This window comes from Actinomycetota bacterium (genome assembly GCA_030019255.1).
Lineage (GTDB): Bacteria > Actinomycetota > Geothermincolia > Geothermincolales > RBG-13-55-18 > Solincola_A.
In genome coordinates this window covers 155,601-180,842 of record JASEFK010000007.1, presented here as the reverse complement: position 1 = coordinate 180,842, position 25,242 = coordinate 155,601, and the positions used below count along the sequence as shown (strand labels likewise).

Below are 25,242 nucleotides of genomic sequence, written 5' to 3'. Positions count from 1 at the left end.
CATGCCCCTGCTGGGAGAGCGCGCCGGAAGGGGTCCCGGAGCGGACCGCACCTTCGTCTTCCTGGACGGGTTGGAGTTCATCGCCGGGGAAGAGGGGTTCGAGAGGGTCCTGGAGCCCTTGCTCGAGTTCGGATCCTACCGTTATTACAAGAACCGCCTGGAGGAGAGCCACCTGCTCCTGGAGCGCGTCCGCGACGCCCATGCCGTATTCCTGGACTGGTCCAGGCTGGACGCCGGGGTGCTGGCCTCCTGCCCCCAACTGGAAATAATTTCCTATATCGGAGTGGGGGCGGCCAGCTTCGTGGACATCCCCGAGGCCACCCGGCGGGGCATCGTGGTGACCAATACCCCGAATTACGGCAACCGTTCGGTGGCCGAGCACGCCCTGGGACTCATCCTCGCCGTGGCCCGCAACATCGCCCGGGGAGACCGCGACCTCCGGGCGGGACGCTGGACCTCGGCGGAGAGGGAAGGCGTACAGGTTTCGGGCCGCAGCATCGGGCTAGTGGGATTGGGGGCGGTGGGCCGGGAGATGGCCCGTCTCTGCAGCTCCCTGGGCATGCGGGTCTTCTATTACGATCCCCGGCGGCAGCCGGAAATGGAGAACACGACGACCTACCTGGAGCTCGACGAGCTGTTGTCCCGGTGCGACATCGTAAGCCTGCACGTGGCCTACACGCCGGAGACCCGCAACCTCATCGGGGAGAGGGAGCTCGCCCTCATGAAACCAGGCTCCATACTGGTGAACACCAGCCGGGGAGAGGTCCTGGACCTGCAGGCCCTGGCCGCTGCCCTGAGGGAGGGGAGGCTTTTCGGCGCGGGGCTGGACAACTACCCCGGCGAACCTCACCCCGACCTGGGCGAGCTGGCGGCCATGGAGAACGTGGTCCTCACTCCACACATCGCTTTCAACACCAGGGAAGCCAAGGACTGCATGACGGCCATGGCCGTGGAGAACGTGGTCTCCTTTTACCGGGGAGAGCCCCGCAACGTGATGAACCCCGAGGCGCTGGGGCGTCGCGGTACCGATCCGCTTGCGGAGCCGTGAAAGGCCGGGGAGGAGGGAGGACGGGACATCCTTCCCACCTTCCCCCACGCGGTCAGCCTTCCAGTCCCCAGAAGGTGGAAGTCGTGCGGGCACGCGGGGGACGCGGTCAAGAACGCCCCGTGGGCGGTCGATTACATTTTTATCCCCGGCGGTGAAGGGTAGGCGCCGGGTCCGGGAGGTGGGCGGTGCGACCGGTACAGGACCCGCGCCCCCCGGGGGTGAAAGCGGAATTTCCCGTGGGGGCCGGACGGTCCCACGGGCATGGAGAAGGAGGGGGATACGAGTAAAGATGCCCGGAACCAAGTCCTTTACCCTGGTCATCCCCAGCTACTGGGGGAGGAAGAGGGGTGAGCCCTTCCATCCCGAGGACGCCGTTTACGACCACCCCACGCCGGTGGACACCGAAGGGACCCTGGCCCGTGCCCTGGAGAGCATCCGCCTGCTCCGCTACCCGGATTTCCGGGTGGTGGTGCTGGGTGCGGCGACCCACCCCGAATTGGAGAGCGAGGTGGAGGAGAAGCTGGAGGCGCTGGTGTCTCCTTACCGGAAGCATTTTCCTCTCGCCCTTTTTACCCACCGCCAGGAAAGGGAGTTGCGGGCGAAGGTGGAGAAGGCGCAGGGGTCGGAGACGGCCGGGATGATCTCCCTGCGGGGCTATTCCAACATACGCAACCTGTGCCTGGTGGTGGCCTGCCTCAGCGGAGCGGATGCCGCGGTGCTCTTCGACGACGATGAGGTCTACGAGGACCCCCATTACCTGGAAAAGGTGGCCGAGAACATCGGCGGTGTGTACGGGGGCAGCTTCGTCGGTGGCCTGGCCGGTTACTACGTGAACCGTGACGGCGGTTACCGCCTTCCCCCCAACGTCGAACCGGTGCTCGCGGAGTGGCCCGCGGTGGAGTACATGAACCGGGCCTTCGAGATCATCGAGGGTCCGGATCGCCTCCGGCCGACCTCCTGGGTCTTCGGCGGGAACATGGTGGTACACCGCGAGCTGTACATGAAGGTGGCCTTCGATCCCCACGTTCCGAGGGGGGAGGATATAGATTACCTCATAAACGCTGCCTTCTTCGGGTACCGCTTTTTCCTGGACAATACCCTCTGGATACGCCATCTCCCGCCTCCCAAGACCGCACCCCTCTGGCGTCGCTTCCGGGAGGACTTGGACCGCTTTCTCTACACCAGGGAAAAGCTGCGTTCCCAGGAGCCGGCGGCGGGCTGCCGTAGGGTGGAGGTGGAGGAACTGGAGCCCTACCCGGGACGCTTCCTCCGGGAGGACCTGGAGGAGCTCGTTTACCGGACCTGCGTGCTCATGGGCATGGATTATCTTTCCAGGGACGACCGGGAGGGCTACCGGGAGAGCATGGCCAATCTGATGCGGTCCAAGGATTTGAGCCGCTTTCCCGCCTCGCCCTTCCGGTGGTACCTTGCATGGAGGGAGCGATGGGAGAAGCTTATGGACTTCCTGGCTTCCGCCCGAGAGTTGCGGGAGTTCATGGAGGCCCTGTTCGACGCCGGGGGGCGGGGATGAGAGTTCGCATTGCCTCCAGGCGATCGCGGCGGTTATAGTCCCTGAAAGTGGAGATCATGGAGCTTGACGACTCGCGATCGGTGCTCGACCCCCAGGTAATCGCGCGCTGCCGGGAGATAGGGCGCGCCGACATACTGGTGGGGATTCCCAGTTTCCGCAACGCGGAGACCATAGCCCACGTGGTGCGCACCGCAGCCGAGGGCATGGTGCGCTATTTCCCCGGCTTGAAACCGGTGCTGGTCAATTCCGACGGCGGTTCCACCGACGACACGGTGCAGGTGGTCCTGGATACGCCCGTGCCTCCAGGGGTGGAGAAGATCGTCACCCCCTACCGGGGCTTGCCGGGCAAGGGTTCCGCCTTTCACGCCATCTTCGAGATCGCCGTCCGCCTGGGCGCCCGCATCTGCGTGGTGGTGGACTCGGACCTGCGCAGCATCACCCCGGAATGGATAAGGCTCCTCGGCGAACCGGTATGGAAGGGGAGCTATGGGTTCGTGGCTCCCTACTACATACGCCACAAATATGACGGGACCATCACCAACAACCTGGCCTATCCCCTCACCAGGACCTTGTACGGGAGGCGCATCCGCCAGCCCATCGGGGGGGATTTCGGCTTCACCGGTTCCCTGGCCCTCATTTACTCCCACATGAAAGTCTGGCAGTCAGACATCGCCAAGTTCGGCATCGATATATGGATGACCACCACGGCCATCACCGAGGGTTTCCGCGTCTGCCAATCGGCCATGGGAGTCAAGGTGCACAACGTGAAGGACCCGGGGAGTGACCTGGGCTCCATGTTCACCCAGGTGGCTTCGACCATCTTCTATCTCATGGGGGAACACGAGGTGAAATGGATGCAGGTCCGGGGCTCCACCGCCACGCGCATCTTCGGGGACCCGCGCTACGCGGAGCCGGCCAGCATGGAGATCAACGTGGAGAACCTCATCGATCACTTCCAGGCCGGCTTCGCCGAGTACCGGGAGGTATGGGAGAGGGTCCTCGATCCAGCCGTTTTCATGGAGCTGGCCCTCGCCGCCCGAGCTCGGGAGGAGGACTTCTCCCTTCCCGAGGGCGTCTGGGCCCGGGCGGTCTATGATTTTGCGGTGGCCTACAACTTCGACTGCGGCCTCTCCAGCCGGGAGGTGGTGGAGGCCCTGATACCCATCTACTGCGCCCGCACCGCCGACTTCGCCCTGCGGACCCGCAACATGTCCAACCTGGAGGCGGAGCAGATGGTGGAACGCCAGGCGGAGGCGTTCGAGCTCCTGAAGCCCTACCTGGTGGAAAAGTGGCTTAAGGCCAAGGCCTCCGCGGTCGGCGGCGAGCCGCAAGGCCTCCTGCCCGTCTCCTGAGGCCCGGGGGGAGGACTCTCGGTCGTAGGAGGGGAGCCCGGGGAAAGGATACCTTCGCATAAGGGTAGCCCCAGGAATTTACCTCGTAGTTGGCACATGTCCAAAGTTTCCATATATTGTATTCTTACCTCCTTCTATGCTTCCACATGTGGTATTTTCAGGAAATTTGGTCCCGAGGGGTTGATTTTTTCCTCTCCGGGGTCGAAAATGGTAGTAAAGTGGAGAGAAGTGGAGGAAAAGGGTAGATTTTGGAGGGCTTTGCAGGCCGGGGGAGCCCTGGTGGTGGGAAAGGGTCGGCGGCTGAGGCCCGGATGACCTGAGGTGGAGAGGGAACGGATAAGGCGATGTTCCTGGGGACCTATGAGCACAGCATCGATGAGAAGGGAAGGGTGATCATGCCCGCCCGCTTCCGTTCCAGGCTGGAGGAAGGGGCGGTCATGGTCTTCTGGTTCGAGGAATGCCTGGCCGTCTTTCCCCGCCAGGAGTTTGAGAAGTTGATGGCCAAGATGGAGGCCCTCCCGGAGGGAAGCCGCGAGAGGCGGCAGATGGCCCGGGTGCTCTTCGGCAACGCCGGGGAGGCGGTCCCCGACCGCCAGGGAAGGCTGACCATCCCTCCCAGGCTCCGCCAGATGGCCGGCCTGGACAGGGAGGTGGTCGTAGTTGGGGTGATGAACCGCGTGGAGATCTGGAACCGAGAGCGGTGGGAGGAATCCATGCGCGGGGGCATCGAGAAGCTGGAGCAGAGCGGGGAGAGGCTGGCGGAGTTCGGATTCTGAGCCGCCGGAGCCTCGGAGGGGGGACTGGACCATGATGGAGATAATCACCACCAGCCGGAGGCAGTGGACGCGCAGGGAAGGAGGCACTTCCCGCTGCCTTCGCCGTTTACTGGAAATAAATGGGCGAAGGTGATTTGAGCCATGTTCCGGTACTCAGCCAGGAGGTGGTGGGCTTCCTGCGCCCCCGCTCCGGGAGCGTCCTGGTGGACGCCACCATCGGGGAGGGGGGGCACGCCCTGGCCCTCCTGCGGGAGATGGGGGGAAAGGGTTGCCTGATCGGCCTGGACGTGGACGGGGAGGCCCTGGCGAGGGCGCGGGAGCGCCTGCGGGAATTCTCCTCCGCCCTCGTCCTGCGACGCGCCAACTTCGCTTCCCTGCAGGAAGTGCTGGAGGAACTGGGGGTGGGAAGCGTGGACGGCGTGCTCCTGGACCTGGGGGTATCCTCCCTGCAGCTCGATTCCCCGGAGAGGGGGTTCTCATACCGGCTGAGCGGGCGCCTGGACATGCGCATGGACCCAGACCAGGATCTGGATGCCTGGAAGGTGGTGAACGAGTATGAGGAGAGAGAGCTGGCGCGTATTATCCGCGAGTACGGCGAGGAGCATTGGGCTTCCCGTATCGCTCGGAGCATCGCTGTCCAGAGAGAGCGCGCACCCATCGACACCACGGATCGACTGGCTGAGATTGTGAGGGATTCCATTCCCGCCGCGGCGCGCCGGCGGGGCGGACATCCGGCGCGCAGGACCTTTCAGGCCTTGCGCATAGAGGTCAACGGTGAGCTCCACAACCTGCAGGCGGTGCTGCCACAGGCGGTGCGGGTCCTGAGGAGGGGTGGAAGGCTGGTGGTCATCTCCTACCACTCCCTGGAAGACAGGATGGTGAAGAGATTCATGGCCGAACGGGGCTCGAGGTGCGCCTGCGCGATGGACCGGGAATGTGACTGCGGCAGGGAAGAGGAGCTGCGCCTGCTCACACCCGGACCGGTCAGGCCAGGCCCAGAGGAGAGGGAGGCCAACCCCCGTTCGAGGAGCGCCAAGCTGCGGGCGGCGGAAAAGAGGTGAGGAACGAGTTGTCCCTGGCCCTGGAGTGGAAGTGTCTGTCCGACCCCGCGCTGGGAGAGGAAAGGCGGCGCTTGGAGGAAAGGCGGCGCCGGGAAGAGGCCGTCAGGAAGGAAATGGAAAGAGCCAGGAGGTCCAGGCTGATCTTCACGGCCTTTCTGGCAGTGGCCCTCCTGGCCAGCGGGATACTGCTGTTGACCGTCGTCCTGCACGTAGGCGTGGTGCAGAACGAGGTGCGCCTGCGGGAGTCCCAGAGGGAGATCGAACTGGAAAGGCGTCGGCAGGACGCCTTGCGCCTGGAGATCGCTTCCCTTGAGTCCCCGGGAAGGATAGAGAGGGAGGCCGTGAGCAGGCTGGGGATGGTCCACGTGGAAAGAGCGGAGTACCTGCAGACCCCCGCCTACCGCGCAGCCGTGGAGAGGAAGCTTCGGGAGCGGGAGGCGGCGGTTCCGGAGGTCCAGGCCAGGGTGGACGGACCGGAAGAAGGAGGTATCTGAACCGAAGCAGTACGAGCTTGAAGGGTTGAGCGCGCCTACTGGCGAAATTCATCATATGGCCGCCATGCCGCGCGGCTCGGGCATCCAAGGAGGACGAGGTGTCGAAAGGAAAAAACAGGGATGCCAGGATAAACTTGGCAGCCCTGCTCCTGATGGCCGCTTTCGGCTTCATCGCCTACCGTTTGGTTTACCTCCAGGTCCTTAAGACCGACCGCTACGAAGCCCTGGCCAGGGAGCAGAGGCAGCATTTCGCGGACCTCAAGCCTCGGCGCGGCTCCATCCTAGACCGCGACGGTGAGGTGTTAGCCATCAGCCAGGAAGCTTATTCCATTTATGCCATTCCCTACCTGATAGAGGACGCCGGCGCCGCGGCCGCCGACCTCTCTCTGGTGCTGGGAAAACCCAGGCAGGAGATAGAGGAGAAGCTTCGCTCCGGCTCCGGTTTCGTTTACCTGGCTAGAAAGACGGATCCGGATACGGCGGAGAAGGTGGAGGCCCTAGGGATCCAGGGCATCGGCCTGGAGAAGGAGAGCAAGAGGTTCTACCCCCAGAAGGAGCTGGCTTGCCAGGTCCTGGGATACGTGGGCACGGACAACGTGGGCCTGGCCGGGGTGGAGCTCCAGTATGAGGGGCTCCTGGCCGGCGAGGAGGGCCAGGCGGAGCTGGAAGTGGATCCCAGGGGCGATCCCATTCCCGGGGTGACCAGGATGATAAAGAAGCCCGTGGATGGCTGCGACATCCAGTTAAGCATCGATTCCGAGATACAGTTCAAGCTCCAGGAGCAGCTTAAGTTGTTTGTCGAGGGCAGCGGCGCCAAGGGCGGCACGGGCCTGGTCATGGATTGCCGCACGGGGGAGATACTGGCCATGGCCACCTTTCCGCACTTCGACGTCAACGCCTACCCGGAGACGGATCCCGCTCTGACCCGCAACCGCGCCGTCACCGACGCCTTCGAGCCCGGGTCGGTGCTCAAGGTGGTGACGGCCATGGCCGCCCTGGAGGAACAGGTGGTCACGCCGGGTTCGGTGATCCACATACCACCCTCCATCCAGGTGGGGAAATACGAGTTCAAGGACGATCACCCCATGCCCAGGAGCGACTTGACCTTCACCGAGGTGATTGCCCATTCCTCCAACCTGGGAACCATCAAGACGGCCATGAGCCTGGGGAAGGAGGCCATGGTGGAATACCTGCGCCGGTGCGGCCTGGGAACCCCCACCGGGGTGGATTTCCCCGGGGAGGCGGCAGGTAAGGTGCCGGACCCGGAGGCCTGGACGGCCACCACCCTTCCCACCGTGGCCATCGGGCAGGGTATAGCCGTGACCCCCCTCCAGCTGGCGGTGGTGATGGCCGCGGTGGCCAACGGGGGGACGATGGTCCGGCCGCATTTCCTGCGCTGCGTGATCCATCCCGATGGAACCCGGGAGGAAAACCGGGTGGAGGGTGAGCAGCGGGTGATCTCCGAGAACACCGCCGCCTCTCTCCGCCATATCCTGGGGGAGGTAGTGCGGGTGGGGACCGGGACCCGCGCCTCCATGAGCCTTTACAACTGCGGGGGCAAGACGGGCACGGCCATGAAACCCGACCCCAGGGGCGGCTACCGAGAGGCTTACATCGCCAGCTTCGCCGGCTTCGCCCCGGCAGAGGACCCCCGCCTGGTGGCGGTAATCACCCTTGACGAGCCGGCGCAGGTATACGGGGGGCTGGCCGCCGCCCCCTGCTTTTCGAGGGTTATGGAATTCTCCCTGCAGCATCTGGTAATTACTCCCAGCCAGGAAAAACGCAATACCAGCGACAGGGTGGTACGGCAATGAAGCTTTCCCGTCTCCTAGAAGGGCTAGAGGGCCTGAGGTTTTCGGGGGGAGCCGATGTCGAGATCGGGGGCCTGGCCTACCATTCCGCCCGGGTGAGGCCGGGAGACCTCTTCGTGGCCGTGCCCGGCTTCCGCACCGACGGACATCTATACCTTAAGGAGGCGCTGGAGAGGGGGGCCGTGGGACTGGTGGTGGAGGAAGGGCGCCAGGTGCCCCTCCCGCTACCTCCAGATACAGCCCTGGTGCGGGCGGTCGACACCCGCCTGGCCCTGGCGCTTCTGAGCGACCGCTTCTGGGGACATCCCAGCGGGAAACTGGCCCTGGTGGGGGTTACTGGCACCAACGGCAAGACCACCACCACCCACCTGGTGGAGGCGGCGGCCACGCGCTGCGGGATAAAGGCGGGACTCATAGGGACGGTCACCTACCGGGTGGCGGGGCGGGAGCTGCCGGTGGAGCGCACCACCCCGGAGTCGGCGGACCTGCAGCGCATCCTGGCAGATATGGTGGAGGCGGGGTGCGGCGTGGCGGCCATGGAAGTCTCCTCCCACGCCCTGGCCCTGCGCCGGGTGGAGGGCTGCGAGTTCCGGGTGGCGGTGTTCACCAACCTCAGCCAGGATCACCTGGATTTCCACCGCCATATGGAAGAATATTACAGGACGAAGGAAATGCTTTTCCTGCCCCGCTCCATGGGTGGCCTGGGGGCGGCCGCGGCGGCGGTGAACGCCGACGATCCCTACGGGCGCCGCCTGGCTGCGAGCCTGGAGGGCGAGGTGTTGACCTTCGGGACGGGTGAGGAAGCCCGCCTGCGGGGCTGGCTCCTGGAGGCGGGCCTTAAGTCCTCACGGGTACGGGTGCGATACGAAGGCTGGGAGGAGGAAGGGGAGACGGCGCTGACCGGGATTTTCAACCTCCAGAACATCCTCGCTGCCCTGGCCGCCTGCATCCTCCTGGGGCTGGACCCCTCCGCCAGCCTGGCGGGCATCCTCTCCCATCCCGGGGTACCTGGGCGTTTCCAGGCCGTGGAGGAGGGTCAAGATTTCGCCGTGCTGGTGGACTACGCTCATACCCCGGATTCCCTGCGCCGGGTCCTGGAGGCGGCACGGGCCATCAGCCGGGGCAGGCTGATTGTGGTCTTCGGATGCGGGGGGGATCGGGACCGGGGCAAGCGGCCCCTCATGGGGGAGATCGCCGTGCGCCTGGCCGACCTGGCCATCATCACCTCCGACAACCCCCGGAGCGAGGATCCTCTGTCTATCATCGAAGAGATCGAGAAGGGAGCCCGGCGGGCCGGCGAGGGCGGTTCTTGGCGGGTGGTTCCGGACCGCCGGGAGGCCATCGAGATGGCGGTGGGGGAAGCCGAAAGCGGCGACGTGGTGGTCATCGCCGGGAAGGGCCACGAGCGGGGGCAGATCTTCGCCGACCGCGTGGTCCCCTTCGACGACGTGGAGGAAGCCGGAAAGGCGCTGCGGAGGAGGCTGGGCAGGACATGATACCCATGACCGTGGAGGAGATAGCGCAAGCCGTGGGGGCGGAGGTCGTGTACCTCGGCGATAGGGGCAACCGGCGCATATCCCGGGTCTCCACGGACACCAGGACCCTGAGAAAAGGGGAGCTCTTCTTCGCCCTTCGCGGACGCAACTACGACGCCCACGACTTCCTGCCCCAGGCGCTGGAGAAGGGAGCGGCGGCACTGGTGGTCTCCAGGATAGGTCCCGCCACCTTGAGGTCGTCGGAGGCCGCGGGCGCGGCCGTGCTTCGGGTGAGGAACACCCTGAGCGCCCTCGCCCGGCTGGCGGGACGGCAGCGGGAGATGCTGGACTGCGAGGTGGTGGGCATCACTGGCTCCACCGGCAAAACGCTCACCAAGGATTTCATGGCGGCGGTCCTCTCCCGGGCTGGGGAGGTCGTCTCCCCCCCGGGGAGCTACAACAACGAGATCGGCGTACCCCTGACCATCTTGAAGGCGGGGCGAGATACCCGCTTCCTGGTCCTGGAGATGGGCGCCAGGGGAAAGGGTCACATCCGCGACCTGTGCGCCTTTTCCAGGCCCGGAATAGGCGTGGTGACCAACATAGGCTATGCCCACCTCCGCTGGTTCCGCACCCGCGAGGGGCTGGCCGAGACCAAGGGAGAGCTCCTGCAGGCCCTCCCGCCGGAGGGCACGGCGGTGCTCAACGCCGATGACGAATTCACGCCTTTCTTGCGGAAGATGGCTTCCTGTCGCGTGGTGAAGTTCGGGACCGGCCGGGGAGCGGAGGTACGGGCGGAGAGGGTAGCCCTGGACGACCGGGGCAGGGCGAGGTTCCTGTTGCGGCTCAAGGGAGGTGATAGTTGTGAGGTGAGGCTGCCTTTGCCCGGCCGCCACAACGTGGAGAACGCCCTGGCGGCCGCGGCGGTGGGGGAGATCCTGGGGGTGAGGACGGAGGATATAGTCGCCGGATTGCAGGAGGCGAAGGTGACCGGATGGAGGATGGAAATGATTACCAGACCGGACCAGATCACCATCATCAACGACGCCTACAACGCCAACCCCGTCTCCATGCGCTCGGCCCTGATGGCCCTGGGGGACCTGGCCAGGGGCAAGAGGGCCATAGCCGTCCTGGGGGACATGGCCGAGCTGGGCCCCGTTTCGGAGAGGGCGCACCTGGAGGTGGGCAGGATGGTCGTGGAGTACGGAGCGGACATCCTCATCACCGTGGGCCGCAGGGCGCGCAAGATCGCCCAGGCGGCGAGGGAGAGTGGTCTGCCGCGGGGCAGCGTATTCTCCGTGGAGCGCGTGGACCGGGCGGCGGAGATCCTGCGGGCCATCATCGAGCCGGGAGACGTGGTACTCATCAAGGGCTCGCGCTTCCTGGGGCTGGAGAAGCTCTTGGACCTGGTGGCCTGAGGGCCGAAGGGGTAATATACACGCTGAGCCGCGGCGGGGTTGAAGGGATGGCGCGGCGCTGAAGCACGTGGAAAGGTAGGCTCCTTTGTACCGGGTGATGGGAGCGCTGCTGGTGAGCCTGGTGGTGTGCATCTTCGGCATGCCCCTGTTCATCAGCTGGTTGCGCAGGAGAGGCATAGGACAGTTCATAAGGGAGGACGGCCCGCAGGCCCACCTGGCCAAGGAGGGCACGCCCACCATGGGAGGGGTGCTCATCGCCTTCTCCACCCTGGCGGGGTTCTTGCTCATGGCGGTCAGGTTGACCACGGGGACCGGATTCGCCCTGGGCCTGGCCCTGCTGGGCTGCGGACTCCTGGGCTTTGCCGACGATTACACCAAGCTGCGCTACGCCCGTTCGCTGGGACTCAAGGCCCGTCACAAGCTCTTCTGGCAGCTCCTGCTCTCCGTGGCCCTGGCTTACCTGGCCACCAACCATTTCGGGGTGGACACAAAGCTCTACTTTTTCCGGAGCGATTCCGTGCTCTGCGACCTGGGGCCCTTCTACTTCCTCCTGGTCTACTTGATGATCATAGGGTTTTCCAACGCCGTGAACCTCACCGACGGCCTGGATGGGCTAGCCTCGGGGGCCACCATCCTGGTGATGACCGCCTACGTGCTCATCGCCTTCATCCAGTTCCGCAACCATCAGTTCCTCTACCCGCACGTGAAGGGGTCCCTGGATATCGCCATCTTCTCCGGGGCCGTGATGGGTAGCTGCGTGGGTTTCCTGTGGTGGAACGCACCGCCGGCCAAGATCTTCATGGGGGATACCGGTTCCCTGGCCCTGGGTGGGAGCCTGGCCACGGTGGCCATGCTCTCCAAAACGGAGCTCCTCCTCCTGGTTCTGGGGGGGCTTTACGTCATGGAGGCGGCCTCGGTGGTCATCCAGGTGGCGGTTTTCAAGGCTACCCGCAGGCGGGTCTTCCGCATGGCGCCCCTGCACCACCACTTTGAGCTCAAGGGATGGTCGGAGGTGACCACCCTAATCCGCCTGTGGATCGTGGCCGGGTTCTGCGTGGGCATCGGCTTCCTGCTCTTTTACATCAATTACGTGGGAGGGAAATAGGCATCGTGGAGAAAAGGGCCGGAAACATGGACACACCGCGGGGATGGTCGACCCCGGAGGCCGGGCTGGTGCTGGTCATCGGGCTGGGCGTGTCGGGGCGCGCCGCGGCGGATAAGCTCCTCCGGGAGGGCATAAAGGTGCGCATCAACGACCTTTCGGATTCCGAGGAGATGCGCCTCGCAGCGCGCTCCTTCGCGGAACGGGGAGCGGAAGTGGTCCTCGGGCACCACCGGGAGGAAGTGCTGCGGGGCGTGGAACTGGTGGTGGTGAGCCCGGGGGTGCGTTCACGCCTTCCCCTTCTGCGGGAAGCCGAGGCGCGGGGGATTCCCGTGTGGAGTGAAATAGAACTGGCCTGGAGGTACGCCCGCGGCCCGGTGGTGGCGGTCACCGGCACCAACGGAAAGACCACCACGGTGAGCATGATCGAGGCCATCCTGGAAAAGGCGGGTATGCGGGCCAGGGCGGTCGGCAATATCGGTTTTCCCATGGTCACCGCCGTGGAGGAGATGGGACCCGGGGACCCACTGGTAGTGGAGGTCTCCAGCTTTCAGCTCTTCTACATTCGCGACTTCAGGCCGCGCGTGGCCGTGCTCCTGAACGTTTCCGAGGACCATTTCGACTGGCACCGTGACCTTGGGGAATACCTGGAGGCCAAGAGCCGCATCTGGATGAACCAGGGCCCGGGGGACCAGGCGGTCATAAACCTCGATGACCCCTTATGCGTAAAGGCTGTGAGTACCGCACCCGCCGGAAAGTGCTTTTTCAGCCGTCGGGGAGCGGGGGAGGCGTGTGTCTTCCGCGAGGGGGACGCAATCCGCTTCCGCGACCCGGAGGGCGGACGGACGGTAGAGATCATGAGGGTGGAGGAGCTGGTCCTACGAGGGGAGCATAACCTGGAGAACGCCCTAGCCGCTTCCGCCGCCTCCCTGCTGATGGGGGTCCCGCCGGAAGCGGTGCGGGAGGCCCTGCGGGAATATCGGGGCCTTCCTCATCGCCTCCAGTGGGTGGGGGAACGCGGCGGCGTTTCTTTCTACGATGATTCCAAGGCCACCAATCCCCATGCCGCCCTACGCGCCCTGAGCGCCTTTCCCGGCCCCATGCTGCTTATCCTGGGAGGTCGCAACAAGGGACTTCCCTTCCGGGAACTGGCTGCGGAGATAGCCAGGAGGAACGAGCGGGGCGGCGTACGCATGGTCTACCTCATCGGAGAGGCGGCGGAGGAGATAGAGGTCGCGCTGGAGGAGGAGGGTCCCGCCGTACCTCGGAAGATCCTGCCGGGACTGGAGGAGGTCTTCGAGGATCTGCCCCGCAGCGCGAGAGGGGGTGACGTGGTGGTCTTCAGCCCGGCCTGCGCTTCCTTCGACCGTTACCGCGATTACCGGGAGCGGGGAGACCATTTCCAGAGATTGGTAAAAGAATATATGGAGAAAAGGGATGGCAGATAGGCGCGCGGGAAGAGAGGTTCGCCGCCCGGCTACGGAGAGGCGGCGTGGCGCCGCCGGGGCGCCCGTAAGACGGTCCCCGGCATTCCGGGATGGGAGCGGAGTCGCCTCCGTGCACGCCTTGCCCCGGGGGAAGGATACAAGTACGGGGGTGGCCCCGGCCCGTCTTGACGGTACCGCCTATACCCTGCTGGCCGCGGTACTGCTCATGTGCCTTTTCGGGATGGTGATGATCTTCTCCGCCAGCTCCGGCTCGGCCCTTGACCACTACGGGTCCAGCTACTATTTCCTCCTCCGTCAGGCCCTCTGGTTCGCGGCGGGACTAGCGGCCCTGGCGGTGCTGGCGGGGATGGATTACCGGCGCTTGGTGCAGCTCTCCCCACTTCTGGTGGTCCTCTCCCTGGCGGGGCTGGTGTCCGTCCTGCTGTTCGGGGAGGTGGTCTACGGGTCGCGCCGCTCGCTGAACATCGGCCCCCTGGTCATACAACCCTCCGAGCTGACCAAGCTCTCCCTTCTCCTCTTCGCCGTATACCACTACGGAAGGAGGCGCGAAAGCCCGAAGACCTGGAAGGAGATAGCGGTTCCCGTCCTGGTGGTCACCGCCCTGGCTTCCCTTCTCATCATCCTGGAACCTGACCTGGGAAGTATGCTCATCGTGGCCTTTTCGGCCTTCGTGGTCCTCTACTTGGCCGGCGCGCCGTGGGAAAAGGTGGTTTCCCTGGCCGTGAGCGGCGTAGGCCTCACCCTGCTGTTCATCGTCATCTCCCCCTACCGCAGGGCACGTTTCCTAGCCTTCCTGGATCCCTGGAGCGCTCCCAGGGAAGGCGGCTTTCACGTCATCCAGTCCATGCTGGCCCTGGGATCGGGGGGCCCGACCGGGCTGGGGTTGGGCATGAGCCGGCAGAAGTTCTTCTACCTTCCCAACGCCCATACCGATTTCATCTTCTCCATCATCGGCGAGGAGCTGGGCCTGGTGGGAACCCTCACCGTCCTGCTCCTCCTCTCCATCTTCGTGTACCTGGGCCTGAGGATAGCCCGTCGGGCCCCGGACCGGACGGGCAGGATGCTGGCCGGGGGGGTCGTCTGCATGCTGGGAGCGCAGGCGGTGGTGAACATGGGGGCCGCCACCGGGGTGCTGCCGATTACCGGCATCACCCTTCCTTTTTTCAGTTACGGCGGTTCCTCCCTGGTGATATGCCTGTGCATGACCGGTATACTCTTAAGCGTTTCCCGCGGGGGCGAGAGGCGGGCAGCTGGGACGAAGAAGAGGAGGAGCCGTGAGGATAGCCATCTGCGGGGGAGGGACGGGAGGTCACCTGCATCCCTTGCTGGCGCTGGCCGGCGAGCTCGCATCGCGTGAGGGAGTGGAGATCACGCTCTACCTGGGCGGGAAGGCGGAATCCCCGGCGTCGCTCCCCGGACTCCGGACGGTCTTCGTGAGGGTGAGCGGGTTCAGCCGCCGGCCGGACGCGACCAACCTGAGGGCTTCCGCCGCGCTCGCCGGCGCCTTTATCCGCTGTCGTTCGGACATGAAGGAGAACATCCCGCGAGTGGCGGTGGCCTTCGGCGGGTACGCCTGCTTGCCCGGTGCCCTGGCCGCCCTGAGCCTGCGCGTGCCCCTGGCCATCCACGAGCAGAACGTGATACCCGGTTCGGCCAATCGGCTGCTGGCCGCCGCCGCCCGGACAATCGCCATTTCCTTTCCCGAGACCCTGAACCATATGCCCTCCTGGGCGGAGAAGGCGGTGGTGACCGGAAACCCCCTTCTCGCCAGGGGGGAAGGGGACGAGGATCCCTATTTACATTTCCGGCTGGAGCGCGGGCGCAGGACGGTGGCCGTGGTGGGAGGCAGCCAGGGGGCGGGCAGCCTGAACCGGGCGGTCCTGGAGGCGCTTCCGGCCTGGAAGGACCGCGGAGACCTGCAGGTGGTGCATGCCGTGGGTCGGGACAAGTACCAGGAATTCATGGAGGTGGCGGCGAAAGTGGATTGCGGAGATCTCCTGTACCGACCGGTGGATTTCGTGGAGCGCATGGACCTCCTGTACCGGGCGGCGGACCTCGTGGTGTGCCGGGCCGGCGCCTCTACCGTTGCCGAGCTGGCCGCGGCCGGCAAGGCGGCCGTCCTGGTTCCTTACCCCTATGCCACCGCGGGTCACCAGGACGCCAACGCAGAGGTCCTGAGGGCGGCGGGGGCGGCGGTGGTGATTCCCGACCGGGAGATGAACGGGGAGCGTCTTGTACGCGAGGTGGAAAGGCTATTGAACGAGGAAGGCAGGCTGGAGGAGATGGGCAGGGCCGCCCTGGGCGTGGCCCGGCCGGACGCGGCCCGCAGGCTGGCCGAAGTGGTGTTGTCGCTGGCGGGTGGATGAGGATGGACTTCAAGGGAAGGGTGCACTTCGTGGGCATAGGCGGCGCTGGCATGAGCGCCATCGCCGCCGTGCTGCTGGCCCGGGGAGTGGAGGTCAGCGGGTCCGACCTGAAGGAGTCCCGGAACACGGAACGGCTGCGGGAGATGGGGGCCCGGGTCTTCATCGGCCATGACCCCCGCAACGTGGAGGGCGCCGGGGTGGTGGTGGTCTCCTCGGCGGTCCCGGAGAGGAACCGAGAACTGCAGGAGGCTCGCAGGAGGGGAATCCCCGTCCTTCCCCGCGCCGCCATGCTGGCCCGCATCATGGAGGAGGGGAAGGGGATCGCCGTGGCGGGGACCCACGGAAAGACCACCACCACCTCCATGGTGGCCATGATCCTGTCCCGAGCCGGCCTGGACCCCACCTACGTGGTAGGGGGAGAGCTCAACGACGTGGGAAGCAATGCCCACGCGGGGAGCGGGGAATTCGTGGTGGCCGAGGCGGACGAGAGCGACGGGTCCTTCCTGCTCCTCAAGCCCTGGGCGGCGGTGGTGACCAACGTGGAGGAGGATCACCTGGATTACTACCGGGAGCCGGGGAGGATAAGGGAGCATTTCGAGCATTTCGTCGGGCTGGTCCCCCTGGACGGGATCCTGGTGGTCGGAGGGGATGACCCGGGGGCGCGCTCCCTCAAGAAAAGAGGCCCGGCCCGGACCTATACCTTCGGAGAGGGCGAGGACTGCGACTACCGTTTTTCCAACCTGCGGGTCTTCCGCGGCGGCAGCTCCTTTTCCGTGTCCTTCCGGGGAAGGCGGCTGGGCGAGCTGCGCTTGAGGATACCGGGACGGCACAACGCCTACAACGCCCTGGCCGCCCTGGCCCTCACCCACGCCATGGGGGTGGATTTCCGCACCGCCGCCGAGGCCCTGTCCTCCTTCCAGGGGGTGCGACGGCGCTTCCAGGTGGTGGACGAGATAGCCGGCATCAGGATCGTCGACGACTATGCCCATCATCCCTCCGAAGTGCGCTCCACCCTGGAGGCCGCCTCGCTGGAGGAAAGGGAGCGCATAGTATGCCTTTTCCAGCCCCACCGCTACTCGAGGACCTCAGCGCTGTGGCGGGATTTCGGCACGGCCTTCAAGCGCGCCCACCTGCTGGTCCTCACCGACGTGTACGCAGCGGGCGAGGATCCCATGCCCGGGGTGGACGGAAAGCTCATCCTCAACGCGGTGCTGGAGGAAGAACCCTCCAAGCAGGTGGTCTACGTTCCCAGGCGCGCGGCCCTGGGGGAGGCGACGGTGCGCTTTCTCCGTCCCGGCGACCTGGTCATAACCATGGGGGCGGGGGACATATCCCTCTGCGCCCGTGAGATTTCCTCCCTGCTGCGGGAAAGGGATGATGGTGGTGCGCGGGAAGGATGCGACGCGTAGGATAGAGAATCTCTACCGTAAGCTTCACGGCCGGTTGAGGGGTGAGGTACTGAAGGATGTGCCCCTCTCAGGTTACACATCCTTTCGCATCGGGGGTCCCGCCGACCTCCTGGTGGTACCCAAGGGACAGGAGGAGCTGGTCCTACTCTCCCAGGCGCTCCTGGAGGAGGGATGCGATTTCCTGGTCCTGGGCAAGGGGACCAACGTTCTGGTTTCCGACTCCGGTTTTCGCGGGGTGGTGGTGCTGCTTTCCCAGGGATTGAAGAGGGCCCATATTCAGAGTGAAGGTGAAGTATATGTTGAGAGTGGATGTGAACTGAACCGGTTGATAGTCTGGTGCCTGGAGCACGGCCTGGCGGGCTTGGAGGAGCTTTCCGGAATACCGGGGAGCGTGGGGGGAGCGGTGCGCATGAACGCGGGAGCCCACGGCAGGTGCGTAGGCGACCGGGTGGAGTTGGTAAGGGTCCTGCGCCTGGAGGGGGAGGAGATAACCGAAAGGGCGCTCACGGCGCGGGAGGCCGGCTTCGCTTACCGCAGCGCCCTTGGGATCGGAGACCTGGAGATAATATATGAAGTTAAACTTAACCTTTATGTTGATGATAAAGAAAGGATTAAGGCCAGGAGGGAGGAGTTCCTGACCTGGAGGCGGGAGAGACAGCCCCTCGACAGGCCGTCGGCGGGAAGCGTCTTCCTCAATCCGCCGGGCATCAGCGCGGGAGAGATTATAGAGAGGTGCGGTCTCAAGGGCATAAGGGTGGGCGATGCGATGGTGTCGCCGAAGCACGCCAATTTCATCATCAACTTGGGTAGGGCAACCGCGGAAGACGTGCTGCGCCTCATGAACAGGATAAAGGAAGAGGTACACCGTAGGGAGGGGATCGAGTTGAAGGAGGAGATCAGGCTGGTCGGCTTCAGCGGGGGGGTATAGGGATTGGGCCGGGATTTGCGACGAGTGGCGGTACTCATGGGCGGGGTTTCCGGGGAGAGGGAGATTTCCCTGCGTTCCGGAGCCGCGGTCTCGGCCGCCCTGCGCGAACTCGGATACCGGGTCCTCGAGGTGGACCTGGGACCCTCGGCGGTGGAACAGCTGGCCTCCCTGCGCTCGGAGGTGGACGTGGCTTTCCTGACCCTGCACGGTCGCCTGGGTGAGGACGGAACGGTACAGGGAGTGCTCGAGCTGCTGGGGGTGCCCTACACGGGTTCGGGAGTCCTGGCCAGTGCCCTGGCCATGGACAAGCGCATGTCCAAACGCATCTTCCGCGCCGAGGGGATTCCGGTGGCCGAGGACGTGGTGATCAACGCCGCTGATGTCGAGGCCGCCGGGTTGAGGCGGACGGCAGAAGGGATAGCGCTGGACCTGGGTTTCCCGTGCATGGTCAAGCCCAACGGGGAGGGATCCACCCTGGGGTCCTCCAGGGCCTCCAACACCGAGGAGCTGGAGGAGGCCCTGCGGGTGGCCTTCGGCCATGACGACGTGGTGTTGGTGGAGAAATACATCCGGGGACGCGAGCTGACCGTTGGGCTACTGGGCGAGGAGCCGGAGGCCCTGCCAGTACTGGAGGTGGTGGCCAGCAAAGGGATCTACGATTACGAGTGCAAGTACACCCAGGGGATGACCGAGTACCTGGTTCCGGCGCCCATCCCGGAGAACCTGGCCGCTGAGCTGCAACGCCTAGCGGTGAGGGCTCATCGGGCCCTGGGGTGTGAGGGGGTCTCGCGGGTGGATTTCATGGTGGATGAGGGAGGAAGGGCCTACTGCCTGGAGGTGAATACCCTCCCGGGTATGACCGAACTGAGCCTGGTCCCCAAGGCGGCCGCCGCGGCCGGATACACCTTCCGGGACATGGTGGAAAGGATACTGCGCACCGCAAGGCTCAAGGTCGGTCGCCGCAGTGACACCGAAGACGGGCACGGTTCGTGAGCCCTAGACCGCGTTTCCGGCAAGAGGCCGTCTCGATCCGTGCCCGTGCCGCGGTCCAGCGGGCCCCCACTTCACCGCCTTGAATTCACGGTGCTTACGGAAGGAGAAACGGGATTGGCGACTGCGGGAAAACGCCGGGCGAAAGGGCCCGGAGGGAAAAGCGAACGCCTTGAGGGAGACCGCGCGCCGGAAAGCGCCGCGGAGCGGGAGGGGAAACTCCGTCGCGCGGGAGGGATGGAAGGACGTTCCAAACCTTTTTCGGTGGGCAGGAGGGGGAGAGGCCGGGCGGTCCCGGAAAAGAAAGGCGCGCGGAATGCGGCGGGACGGAACGAGCGAGCGCCTTCCGGTACCATGCTCCGCCGGGGTCGAAAGTCGACCGCCGGACCGCGAAGGCGGAGGCAAGCGGCAAGGGTGGGGGAAAGGGAGATGGCCGGGATGGAGGCGGGACACACCATGGGAAAGAGGATGGCCGGCCTCCTCGAGGATGCGGCGTCCCGTGAGTGGGGCCGGGAGAAGCGGGGGGCGCGAAGGGTCAAGCCCGGGGTGCACGGGGGCTCAGGCAAGCGGGAAACGTCGCCTGAAGGAAGACCGGAAAGGGGGCACAGGGCCCGGAAAGGGGATTCCCGCGGGGGGGTGCGGGCGCTCCTGGCGGCACTGCTCATAGCTTCCCTGGCCGCCCTGGCCTGGGTCTATCTTTTTACCGACGTCCTGAACGTGCGTCGGGTGGAAATCTATGGAAACCAAAGGTTGAGCGGGGATTACCTCCGTTCCATCTCCGGCATCACCTCCCGTACCCACCTGCTCAAGATGGACGTGGGCGCGGTGGAGAAGGCGCTGCTCGCCGAGCCCTACGTGCTCCGGGTGGAGGTGCATAGGCGTTTTCCCCATACGGTGATGATAAGGGTAACGGAGAGGACTCCCGTGGGGTGCCTGGTCCAAAACGGCAGGTTTCACCTTGTCGACCGGGAGGGGTTGGTGGTGGAAAGCGCTGATGCCGACCGGGAGGAGGTTCCCGAGATTACCGGCCTGCGGATGCCTCTCCTTTACCCCGGCGCCAGGTTGGAGGACCCTAGGTTCCAGGGCATCGTGGGACTGCTCGAGGAGATACCGGAGGAGTTGCGCGAGCGGACGGAGGAGGTGGGATACGCGGAAGGAGAAGGGTATTTTCTCCTGGCTGACAATACCAGGGTCATCTTCGGTGATTGTTCGGACCTCCGGCGTAAGGGGGAGATTGCCCAGGCGGCTATGCGGGAGATAGCGCCGCGTTACCCGGGACTGCAATACGTTGACGTCACCTATCCTGACCACCCGGCGATAAAGCCCCGATGAACCATATTCCCGGAAGGGATGAGACATCCCCTTACGGGAATGTAGGCCTGTTTTCCCTGTCCTTACGGTGACGCAGGTCTGTCCTCCCTTGGGCCGCGAGCCCCTCTTCCAGGTATAGCCCGCCTGGATCGCTTCCACGGGTTTTGATTGAGACTTAACATTTAAGGAAAAAAAGAAGTATAATCTTTCCGTAAAGGTACATGTTGCTTGACATCGGTAATATCCCGGGAACGGGTGCCAGACCTCAGGGCCGGGAAGGGAGCCGGAAGGGATGAACCCCCTGGTGCCTTATGGGCAAGAAGTTGCCTTGCGGAATGGTGAACGGGGAGATGGATGAATTTCCCTTCCATGGCGGGTACGAAGCAGGGAAAAGCTCGGATGGGCTGGACCCGGGGGAGGGTTTTGAGGGGAAGGATTCGGCCGTGGGGCCGTCGTAGTTATTGTTTGGCACGGTAGGAAGAAAAAGGAAAGTTAAAAACATTAAAGTAATGGTATAGAGTTTGCGAGCGCCTCGCGAAGATCGTTTCGGGAGGGCACGGATAAAGGAGGGACTGGAAATGCCGGAGACCGCGACCAATTACCTAGCGGTTATCAAGGTGGTGGGCGTTGGGGGAGGCGGCACCAACGCCATAAACCGCATGATCGATGCCGGGCTCAAGGGAGTGGAGTTCGTGGCCATCAACACGGATGCCCAGGCCCTCCTTATGTCCGATGCCGACGTGAAGGTGTACATCGGGGGCAACATAACCAGGGGCCTGGGGGCCGGTTCCAATCCCGAGATCGGGGAGCAGGCCGCCCTGGAGAACCGGGAGGCCATCGCCGAGGCCATCAAGGGAGCGGACATGGTCTTCATCACCGCCGGGAAGGGGGGAGGAACGGGTACCGGCGCCTCTCCCATCGTGGCGGAGATCGCCAAGGAGCAAGGTGCCCTGACCATCGGGGTGGTCACCCGGCCCTTCTCTTTCGAGGGGCGCAAGAGGGCCCAGCAGGCGGAGATGGGCATCGAGAAGCTGCGGGAGAAGGTGGACACCCTGATCATCATCCCCAACGACCGCCTCCTCGAGGTGGCGGAACAGAAGACCTCCATTCTCAACGCCTTCCGCATGGCCGACGACATCCTCCGCCAGGGGGTGCAGGGTATAACCGACCTCATCACCGTCCCGGGCCTTATCAACCTGGACTTTGCCGACGTGCGCACCATCATGTCCAACGCCGGTTCGGCCCTCATGGGCATCGGCGTGGCCTCGGGGGAGAACCGGGCTTCGGAAGCCGCGCGGGCGGCCATCTCCAGCCCCCTCCTGGAGGCCTCCATCGAGGGAGCCAAGGGCATCCTCCTCAACATCTCCGGTGGCTCGGACCTGGGCCTCTTCGAGGTCAACGAGGCGGCGGAGATCATCGCCAGCGTGGCCGATCCGGACGCCAACATCATCTTCGGCGCGGTGATCGACGATTCCCTGGGGGATGAGCTGAAGGTGACGGTAATCGCCACCGGGTTCGAGCTCGGCGCTGCTCCCTCCCGGCCGGGCCGCAAGGCCCTGAAGACGGAGGCGCCGCCGGAGAAGACCATGGTCTTCGAGTCCGAGGAGTTGGACATCCCCGTCTTCCTGCGCAACAAGTAGGCGTTCACCCGCATCCGGGTTCCGGTATGCGGCCGGAGGTTTTCGCGAGGCGGCTTTTCGTCCGCTTCGCTTTTCTTCTTTCCGGAGCGATGGGAAGGAAGGTCCGGCCGGACGTCGGGACCGGGAGAGAGGGGGAGTGGAAAAACGGGGGATGCGATTCAGCTTTCCGAGGGAGAAGGGTTGGCGCCCTCCCGGGTGGGTGCGGCGTCGGGAACGGCAGGGCGGAGGGGGCGGCGTTGTCAAGCGGGAACGCCCCTCCTTAATATGTATTGGTCGGCTCCGGCGGGAGAAGCGGGGAGGGCGCTCGTCGAATGTGCTCCCTGGAAGGGAGTCGAGGATGCGGGATCCTTTTCCAGGAAGGTGGAGGTGGGAAAGCGGAGAAAGAAGCGGCTTGCACGTTGTGGTCGCTCGCATGCGTGGGTCGAGCCGACGGGATGCGCGGGTGTGCAATACACTTGCCGGCCATAAGATCTAACGGGAAAGATGTATGAAGTGGGACGCGTAGAGACAACGCCACGTGGAGTAATACAAGGATGGAGAAGGGGAACGGCGTGGAACCCGTGAGCTCCCTCTTTAAGCGGGAAATCGGGCTGGTCAGCAAGCCGGGACGTTACCTTGGAATCGAGGTCAACGCCCGGCGCAAGCCCCTTTCCGAGCGGGGGCCCAATTGCGTTCTGGTCTACCCTGACGTTTACGAGATCGGCATGTCCCACCTGGGACTGGCCATCCTCTACGAGGAGATAAACGACCGCGAGGATTCCATGGCCGACCGCGCCTACCTCCCCTGGGTGGACATGCAGGAGCTCATGGAGAGAAAGGGGATACCCCTCTTTGGTCTGGAGAGCAAGGTCCCCCTCGGCCGCTTCGACCTGGTGGGCATAACCCTCCAGCACGAGCTGACCTACGCCAACGTGCTCCGGATACTTTCCCTGGCCGGCATCCCCCTGCGCGCCGTGGACCGGGAGGACTCCGATCCCCTGGTGGTGGGCGGGGGACCTGGAGCCTATAACCCCGAACCGGTGGCGGAATTCTTCGACTTCCTGGTGCTGGGCGAAGGGGAGGAGGTCATCCACGAGATCCTGGACGCGGTGCGCGAATGGAAGAACATGGGAAAGAAAGACCGGCCGGGTTTCCTGCGGCGCTGCGCCTCCATCCCCGGCGTGTACGTCCCCTCCCTCTACCGCGTACACTACCGTCCCGACGGCGCCCTCTCCGGCATAGAGGCCCTGGAGGGCGCCCCCATGCCGGTGCGCAAGCGCGTGGTCCCCGATCTCGACAAAGCGACCAGGCCTCGGAGGCCGCTGGTGCCCCTGGTCGAATCGGTGCACGACCGCTGCAGCCTGGAGATATTCCGGGGTTGTACACGGGGTTGCCGCTTCTGCCAGGCGGGGATGGTCTACCGACCGGTGAGGGAGAGGAGCGAGGACCTCCTCTACGCCTGGGGGCGGGAGATGATCTCCGCCACGGGATGTGACGAACTCTCTCTCTCCTCCCTGAGCAGCGCCGACTACTCGAGCATTCTCTCCCTGGCGGAAAAACTTTCCAGGGACCTGGAGAAGGAGGGGGTAGCCGTCTCCCTTCCCTCCCTGCGCACGGATTCCTTCTCTGTGGAACTGGCTTCCAGGGTGGGCAGGATACGCAAGACGGGTCTCACCCTGGCCCCCGAAGCCGCCTCGCCCCGCCTGCGGGCGGCCATCAACAAGGAGGTCACCGACGAGGACCTCCTGGAGGCGGTGGGCGCTGCCTACCGGGAGGGATGGCGGAAGATAAAGCTCTATTTCATGGTCGGCCTCCCCGGCGAGGAAGAGGAGGACGTGGAGGCCATCTGCGCCCTGGTGCGGCGCATCATGCGCGAAGGGGATGGCGGCAGGCCGCCCCGCGGGCTTCGCCTGTCGGTGAGCGTTTCCACCTTCGTGCCCAAGCCGCACACCCCCTTCCAGTGGGCGCGGCAGATCTCCCTGCCGGAGACCGCCCGGCGCCATTTCATTCTCAAGGAGGGGCTGCGTATCAAGGGAGTCACCTGGAAGTGGCACACCCGGGAGATGAGCTATCTAGAGGGGATACTGGCCCGTGGGGACCGGCGCCTGGGGCCCGTGGTGGAGGCCGCGGCTCGCGAGGGTTGCCTGGACAACTGGAGCGAGTTCTTCTCCTGGGAGCGCTGGCGGCGGGCCATGGAGGAGCAGGGCCTGGACCCCGCGTGGTACGTGGAGAGGGAGAGGAGCGAGGAGGAAGTCTTTCCCTGGGAACATCTTTCCGCCGGGGTCGACAGGTCCTTCCTGTGGGAAGAGTACCGGAAAGCCCTCAGGGGAGAACCCACGCCCGATTGCCGTTACGGCGATTGCCGGGACTGCGGGGCGTGCGATGGGAGAGAGGTCGTCAACAGGCTTGCGGGAGGGGGAAGTTGAAGCGTATACTGGTAAAATATTACAAAAAGGGCGAGGCCGCCTATCTCTCCCACCGCGAGACCATGCGGGCCCTGGAAAGGGCCCTGCGCCGCTCCGGGGCGGATCTCGTCTTCACCTCCGGTTTCCACCCAAGGGTGAAGGTGAGCTTCGCCCCCGCCCTGCCCCTCGGAGTGGCGGCGGAGGCGGAATACCTTGAGGTGGCCGTGGAGAGGGAGCCCGACTTGGAGGACATGCTCAGGAGGATGAACGAGGCGCTTCCGGATGGGCTGGGAGTGGTCTCCCTCCAGGTGCTACCCGGGTACATGCCCAAGCTCTCCCGCTGGGCGCGCTACGGGCTGTACCGGGTGGAAGGCGGGGACGGCGTCTTCCATCTCTGCCTGCGGGTGGACGGTGAGGGTGGAGGCAGGTTGCGCGATGCCCTGCAGAGGCTGAAGGAGCGTTTCGGCGTAGAGGCCGAGAAGGTGACCAGGGTGGGCATCTACGCTTCCCGGGATGAGATCCTGGAGGAAAATCCCGAAAAAGCATATTTTTACCATGCGGGAAAGGGAGAACTGGAGATCATGGAGGAAAGCGGTGCTGGATAGGAGGAGTAGAAAAAACCTCGATATCTGCGAGTCCAGATTTTACCATGCGGGAAAGGGAGAACTGGAGATCATGGAGGAAAGCGGTGCTGGATA

The 25,242-nt window shown here is 64.9% G+C and carries 20 protein-coding genes; all 20 read left to right on the top strand.

The annotated features are described in order from the left end of the window. Nucleotide 1 precedes the first annotated feature (1 nt). The 20 genes from QME84_08260 (at nt 2) to QME84_08165 (ending at nt 25,149) form a co-directional block, all read left to right on the top strand. The gene (locus QME84_08260; protein ID MDI6874258.1) at nt 2-1,048 is read left to right on the top strand and encodes an NAD(P)-dependent oxidoreductase; all 1,047 of its coding nucleotides are present in this window, start codon (nt 2-4) and stop codon (nt 1,046-1,048) included. A 289-nt stretch (nt 1,049-1,337) separates the two neighbouring features. Continuing rightward, nucleotides 1,338-2,579 (top strand): hypothetical protein, encoded by a 1,242-nt coding sequence (locus QME84_08255; protein ID MDI6874257.1) that lies wholly within the window; start codon nt 1,338-1,340, stop codon nt 2,577-2,579. A gap of 56 nt (nt 2,580-2,635) precedes the next feature. Continuing rightward, nucleotides 2,636-3,931, top strand: coding sequence for a glycosyl transferase family 2 (locus tag QME84_08250; protein MDI6874256.1), 1,296 nt, complete (start codon nt 2,636-2,638; stop codon nt 3,929-3,931). A 344-nt stretch (nt 3,932-4,275) separates the two neighbouring features. Then, entirely contained in the window at nt 4,276-4,707 is a 432-nt protein-coding gene (gene mraZ, locus QME84_08245; protein ID MDI6874255.1) for a division/cell wall cluster transcriptional repressor MraZ, read from the top strand. Nucleotides 4,708-4,826: 119 nt separating this feature from the next. Then, a complete protein-coding gene (rsmH, locus tag QME84_08240; protein ID MDI6874254.1) occupies nt 4,827-5,768 on the top strand; it encodes a 16S rRNA (cytosine(1402)-N(4))-methyltransferase RsmH in 942 nt (313 codons plus the stop codon). Beyond that, the gene (locus QME84_08235) at nt 5,765-6,262 is read left to right on the top strand and encodes a hypothetical protein (protein ID MDI6874253.1); all 498 of its coding nucleotides are present in this window, start codon (nt 5,765-5,767) and stop codon (nt 6,260-6,262) included. The genes rsmH and QME84_08235 overlap by 4 nt, the downstream gene beginning before the upstream one ends. A gap of 98 nt (nt 6,263-6,360) precedes the next feature. Then, nucleotides 6,361-8,076, top strand: coding sequence for a penicillin-binding protein 2 (locus tag QME84_08230; GenBank protein MDI6874252.1), 1,716 nt, complete (start codon nt 6,361-6,363; stop codon nt 8,074-8,076). Continuing rightward, a complete protein-coding gene (locus tag QME84_08225; GenBank protein ID MDI6874251.1) occupies nt 8,073-9,569 on the top strand; it encodes a UDP-N-acetylmuramoyl-L-alanyl-D-glutamate--2,6-diaminopimelate ligase in 1,497 nt (498 codons plus the stop codon). The genes QME84_08230 and QME84_08225 overlap by 4 nt, the downstream gene beginning before the upstream one ends. Next, entirely contained in the window at nt 9,566-10,966 is a 1,401-nt protein-coding gene (gene murF, locus QME84_08220) for a UDP-N-acetylmuramoyl-tripeptide--D-alanyl-D-alanine ligase (protein ID MDI6874250.1), read from the top strand. Before QME84_08225 ends, murF begins: the two co-directional genes overlap by 4 nt. A 94-nt stretch (nt 10,967-11,060) precedes the next feature. Continuing rightward, complete coding sequence (gene mraY, locus QME84_08215) at nt 11,061-12,071, top strand: phospho-N-acetylmuramoyl-pentapeptide-transferase (protein ID MDI6874249.1); 1,011 nt, start codon at nt 11,061-11,063, stop codon at nt 12,069-12,071. A 5-nt stretch (nt 12,072-12,076) separates the two neighbouring features. Further along, on the top strand, nt 12,077-13,516 hold the full coding sequence (gene murD / locus QME84_08210; GenBank protein MDI6874248.1) for a UDP-N-acetylmuramoyl-L-alanine--D-glutamate ligase: 1,440 nt from the start codon (nt 12,077-12,079) through the stop codon (nt 13,514-13,516). Between the two features lie 148 nt (nt 13,517-13,664). Continuing rightward, nucleotides 13,665-14,873, top strand: a complete 1,209-nt coding sequence (gene ftsW, locus QME84_08205; protein MDI6874247.1) for a putative lipid II flippase FtsW — start codon at nt 13,665-13,667, stop codon at nt 14,871-14,873. Further along, nucleotides 14,791-15,882 (top strand): undecaprenyldiphospho-muramoylpentapeptide beta-N-acetylglucosaminyltransferase, encoded by a 1,092-nt coding sequence (gene murG, locus QME84_08200; protein MDI6874246.1) that lies wholly within the window; start codon nt 14,791-14,793, stop codon nt 15,880-15,882. Before ftsW ends, murG begins: the two co-directional genes overlap by 83 nt. 2 nt (nt 15,883-15,884) lie before the next feature. Next, nucleotides 15,885-17,291, top strand: a complete 1,407-nt coding sequence (gene murC / locus QME84_08195) for a UDP-N-acetylmuramate--L-alanine ligase (protein MDI6874245.1) — start codon at nt 15,885-15,887, stop codon at nt 17,289-17,291. Beyond that, entirely contained in the window at nt 17,266-18,219 is a 954-nt protein-coding gene (murB, locus tag QME84_08190) for a UDP-N-acetylmuramate dehydrogenase (protein ID MDI6874244.1), read from the top strand. Before murC ends, murB begins: the two co-directional genes overlap by 26 nt. Before the next feature lie 3 nt (nt 18,220-18,222). Continuing rightward, entirely contained in the window at nt 18,223-19,212 is a 990-nt protein-coding gene (locus tag QME84_08185) for a D-alanine--D-alanine ligase (GenBank protein MDI6874243.1), read from the top strand. Nucleotides 19,213-19,638: 426 nt separating this feature from the next. After that, on the top strand, nt 19,639-20,541 hold the full coding sequence (locus tag QME84_08180; protein MDI6874242.1) for an FtsQ-type POTRA domain-containing protein: 903 nt from the start codon (nt 19,639-19,641) through the stop codon (nt 20,539-20,541). A 557-nt stretch (nt 20,542-21,098) separates the two neighbouring features. After that, nucleotides 21,099-22,160 carry a cell division protein FtsZ gene (gene ftsZ / locus QME84_08175; protein MDI6874241.1) on the top strand — a complete coding sequence of 354 codons (1,062 nt, stop codon included), beginning with the start codon at nt 21,099-21,101 and terminating at the stop codon, nt 22,158-22,160. A gap of 533 nt (nt 22,161-22,693) precedes the next feature. Beyond that, the gene (locus tag QME84_08170; GenBank protein MDI6874240.1) at nt 22,694-24,565 is read left to right on the top strand and encodes a TIGR03960 family B12-binding radical SAM protein; all 1,872 of its coding nucleotides are present in this window, start codon (nt 22,694-22,696) and stop codon (nt 24,563-24,565) included. Then, a complete protein-coding gene (locus QME84_08165; protein ID MDI6874239.1) occupies nt 24,562-25,149 on the top strand; it encodes a TIGR03936 family radical SAM-associated protein in 588 nt (195 codons plus the stop codon). Before QME84_08170 ends, QME84_08165 begins: the two co-directional genes overlap by 4 nt. The last annotated feature ends 93 nt before the right edge of the window (nt 25,150-25,242 follow it).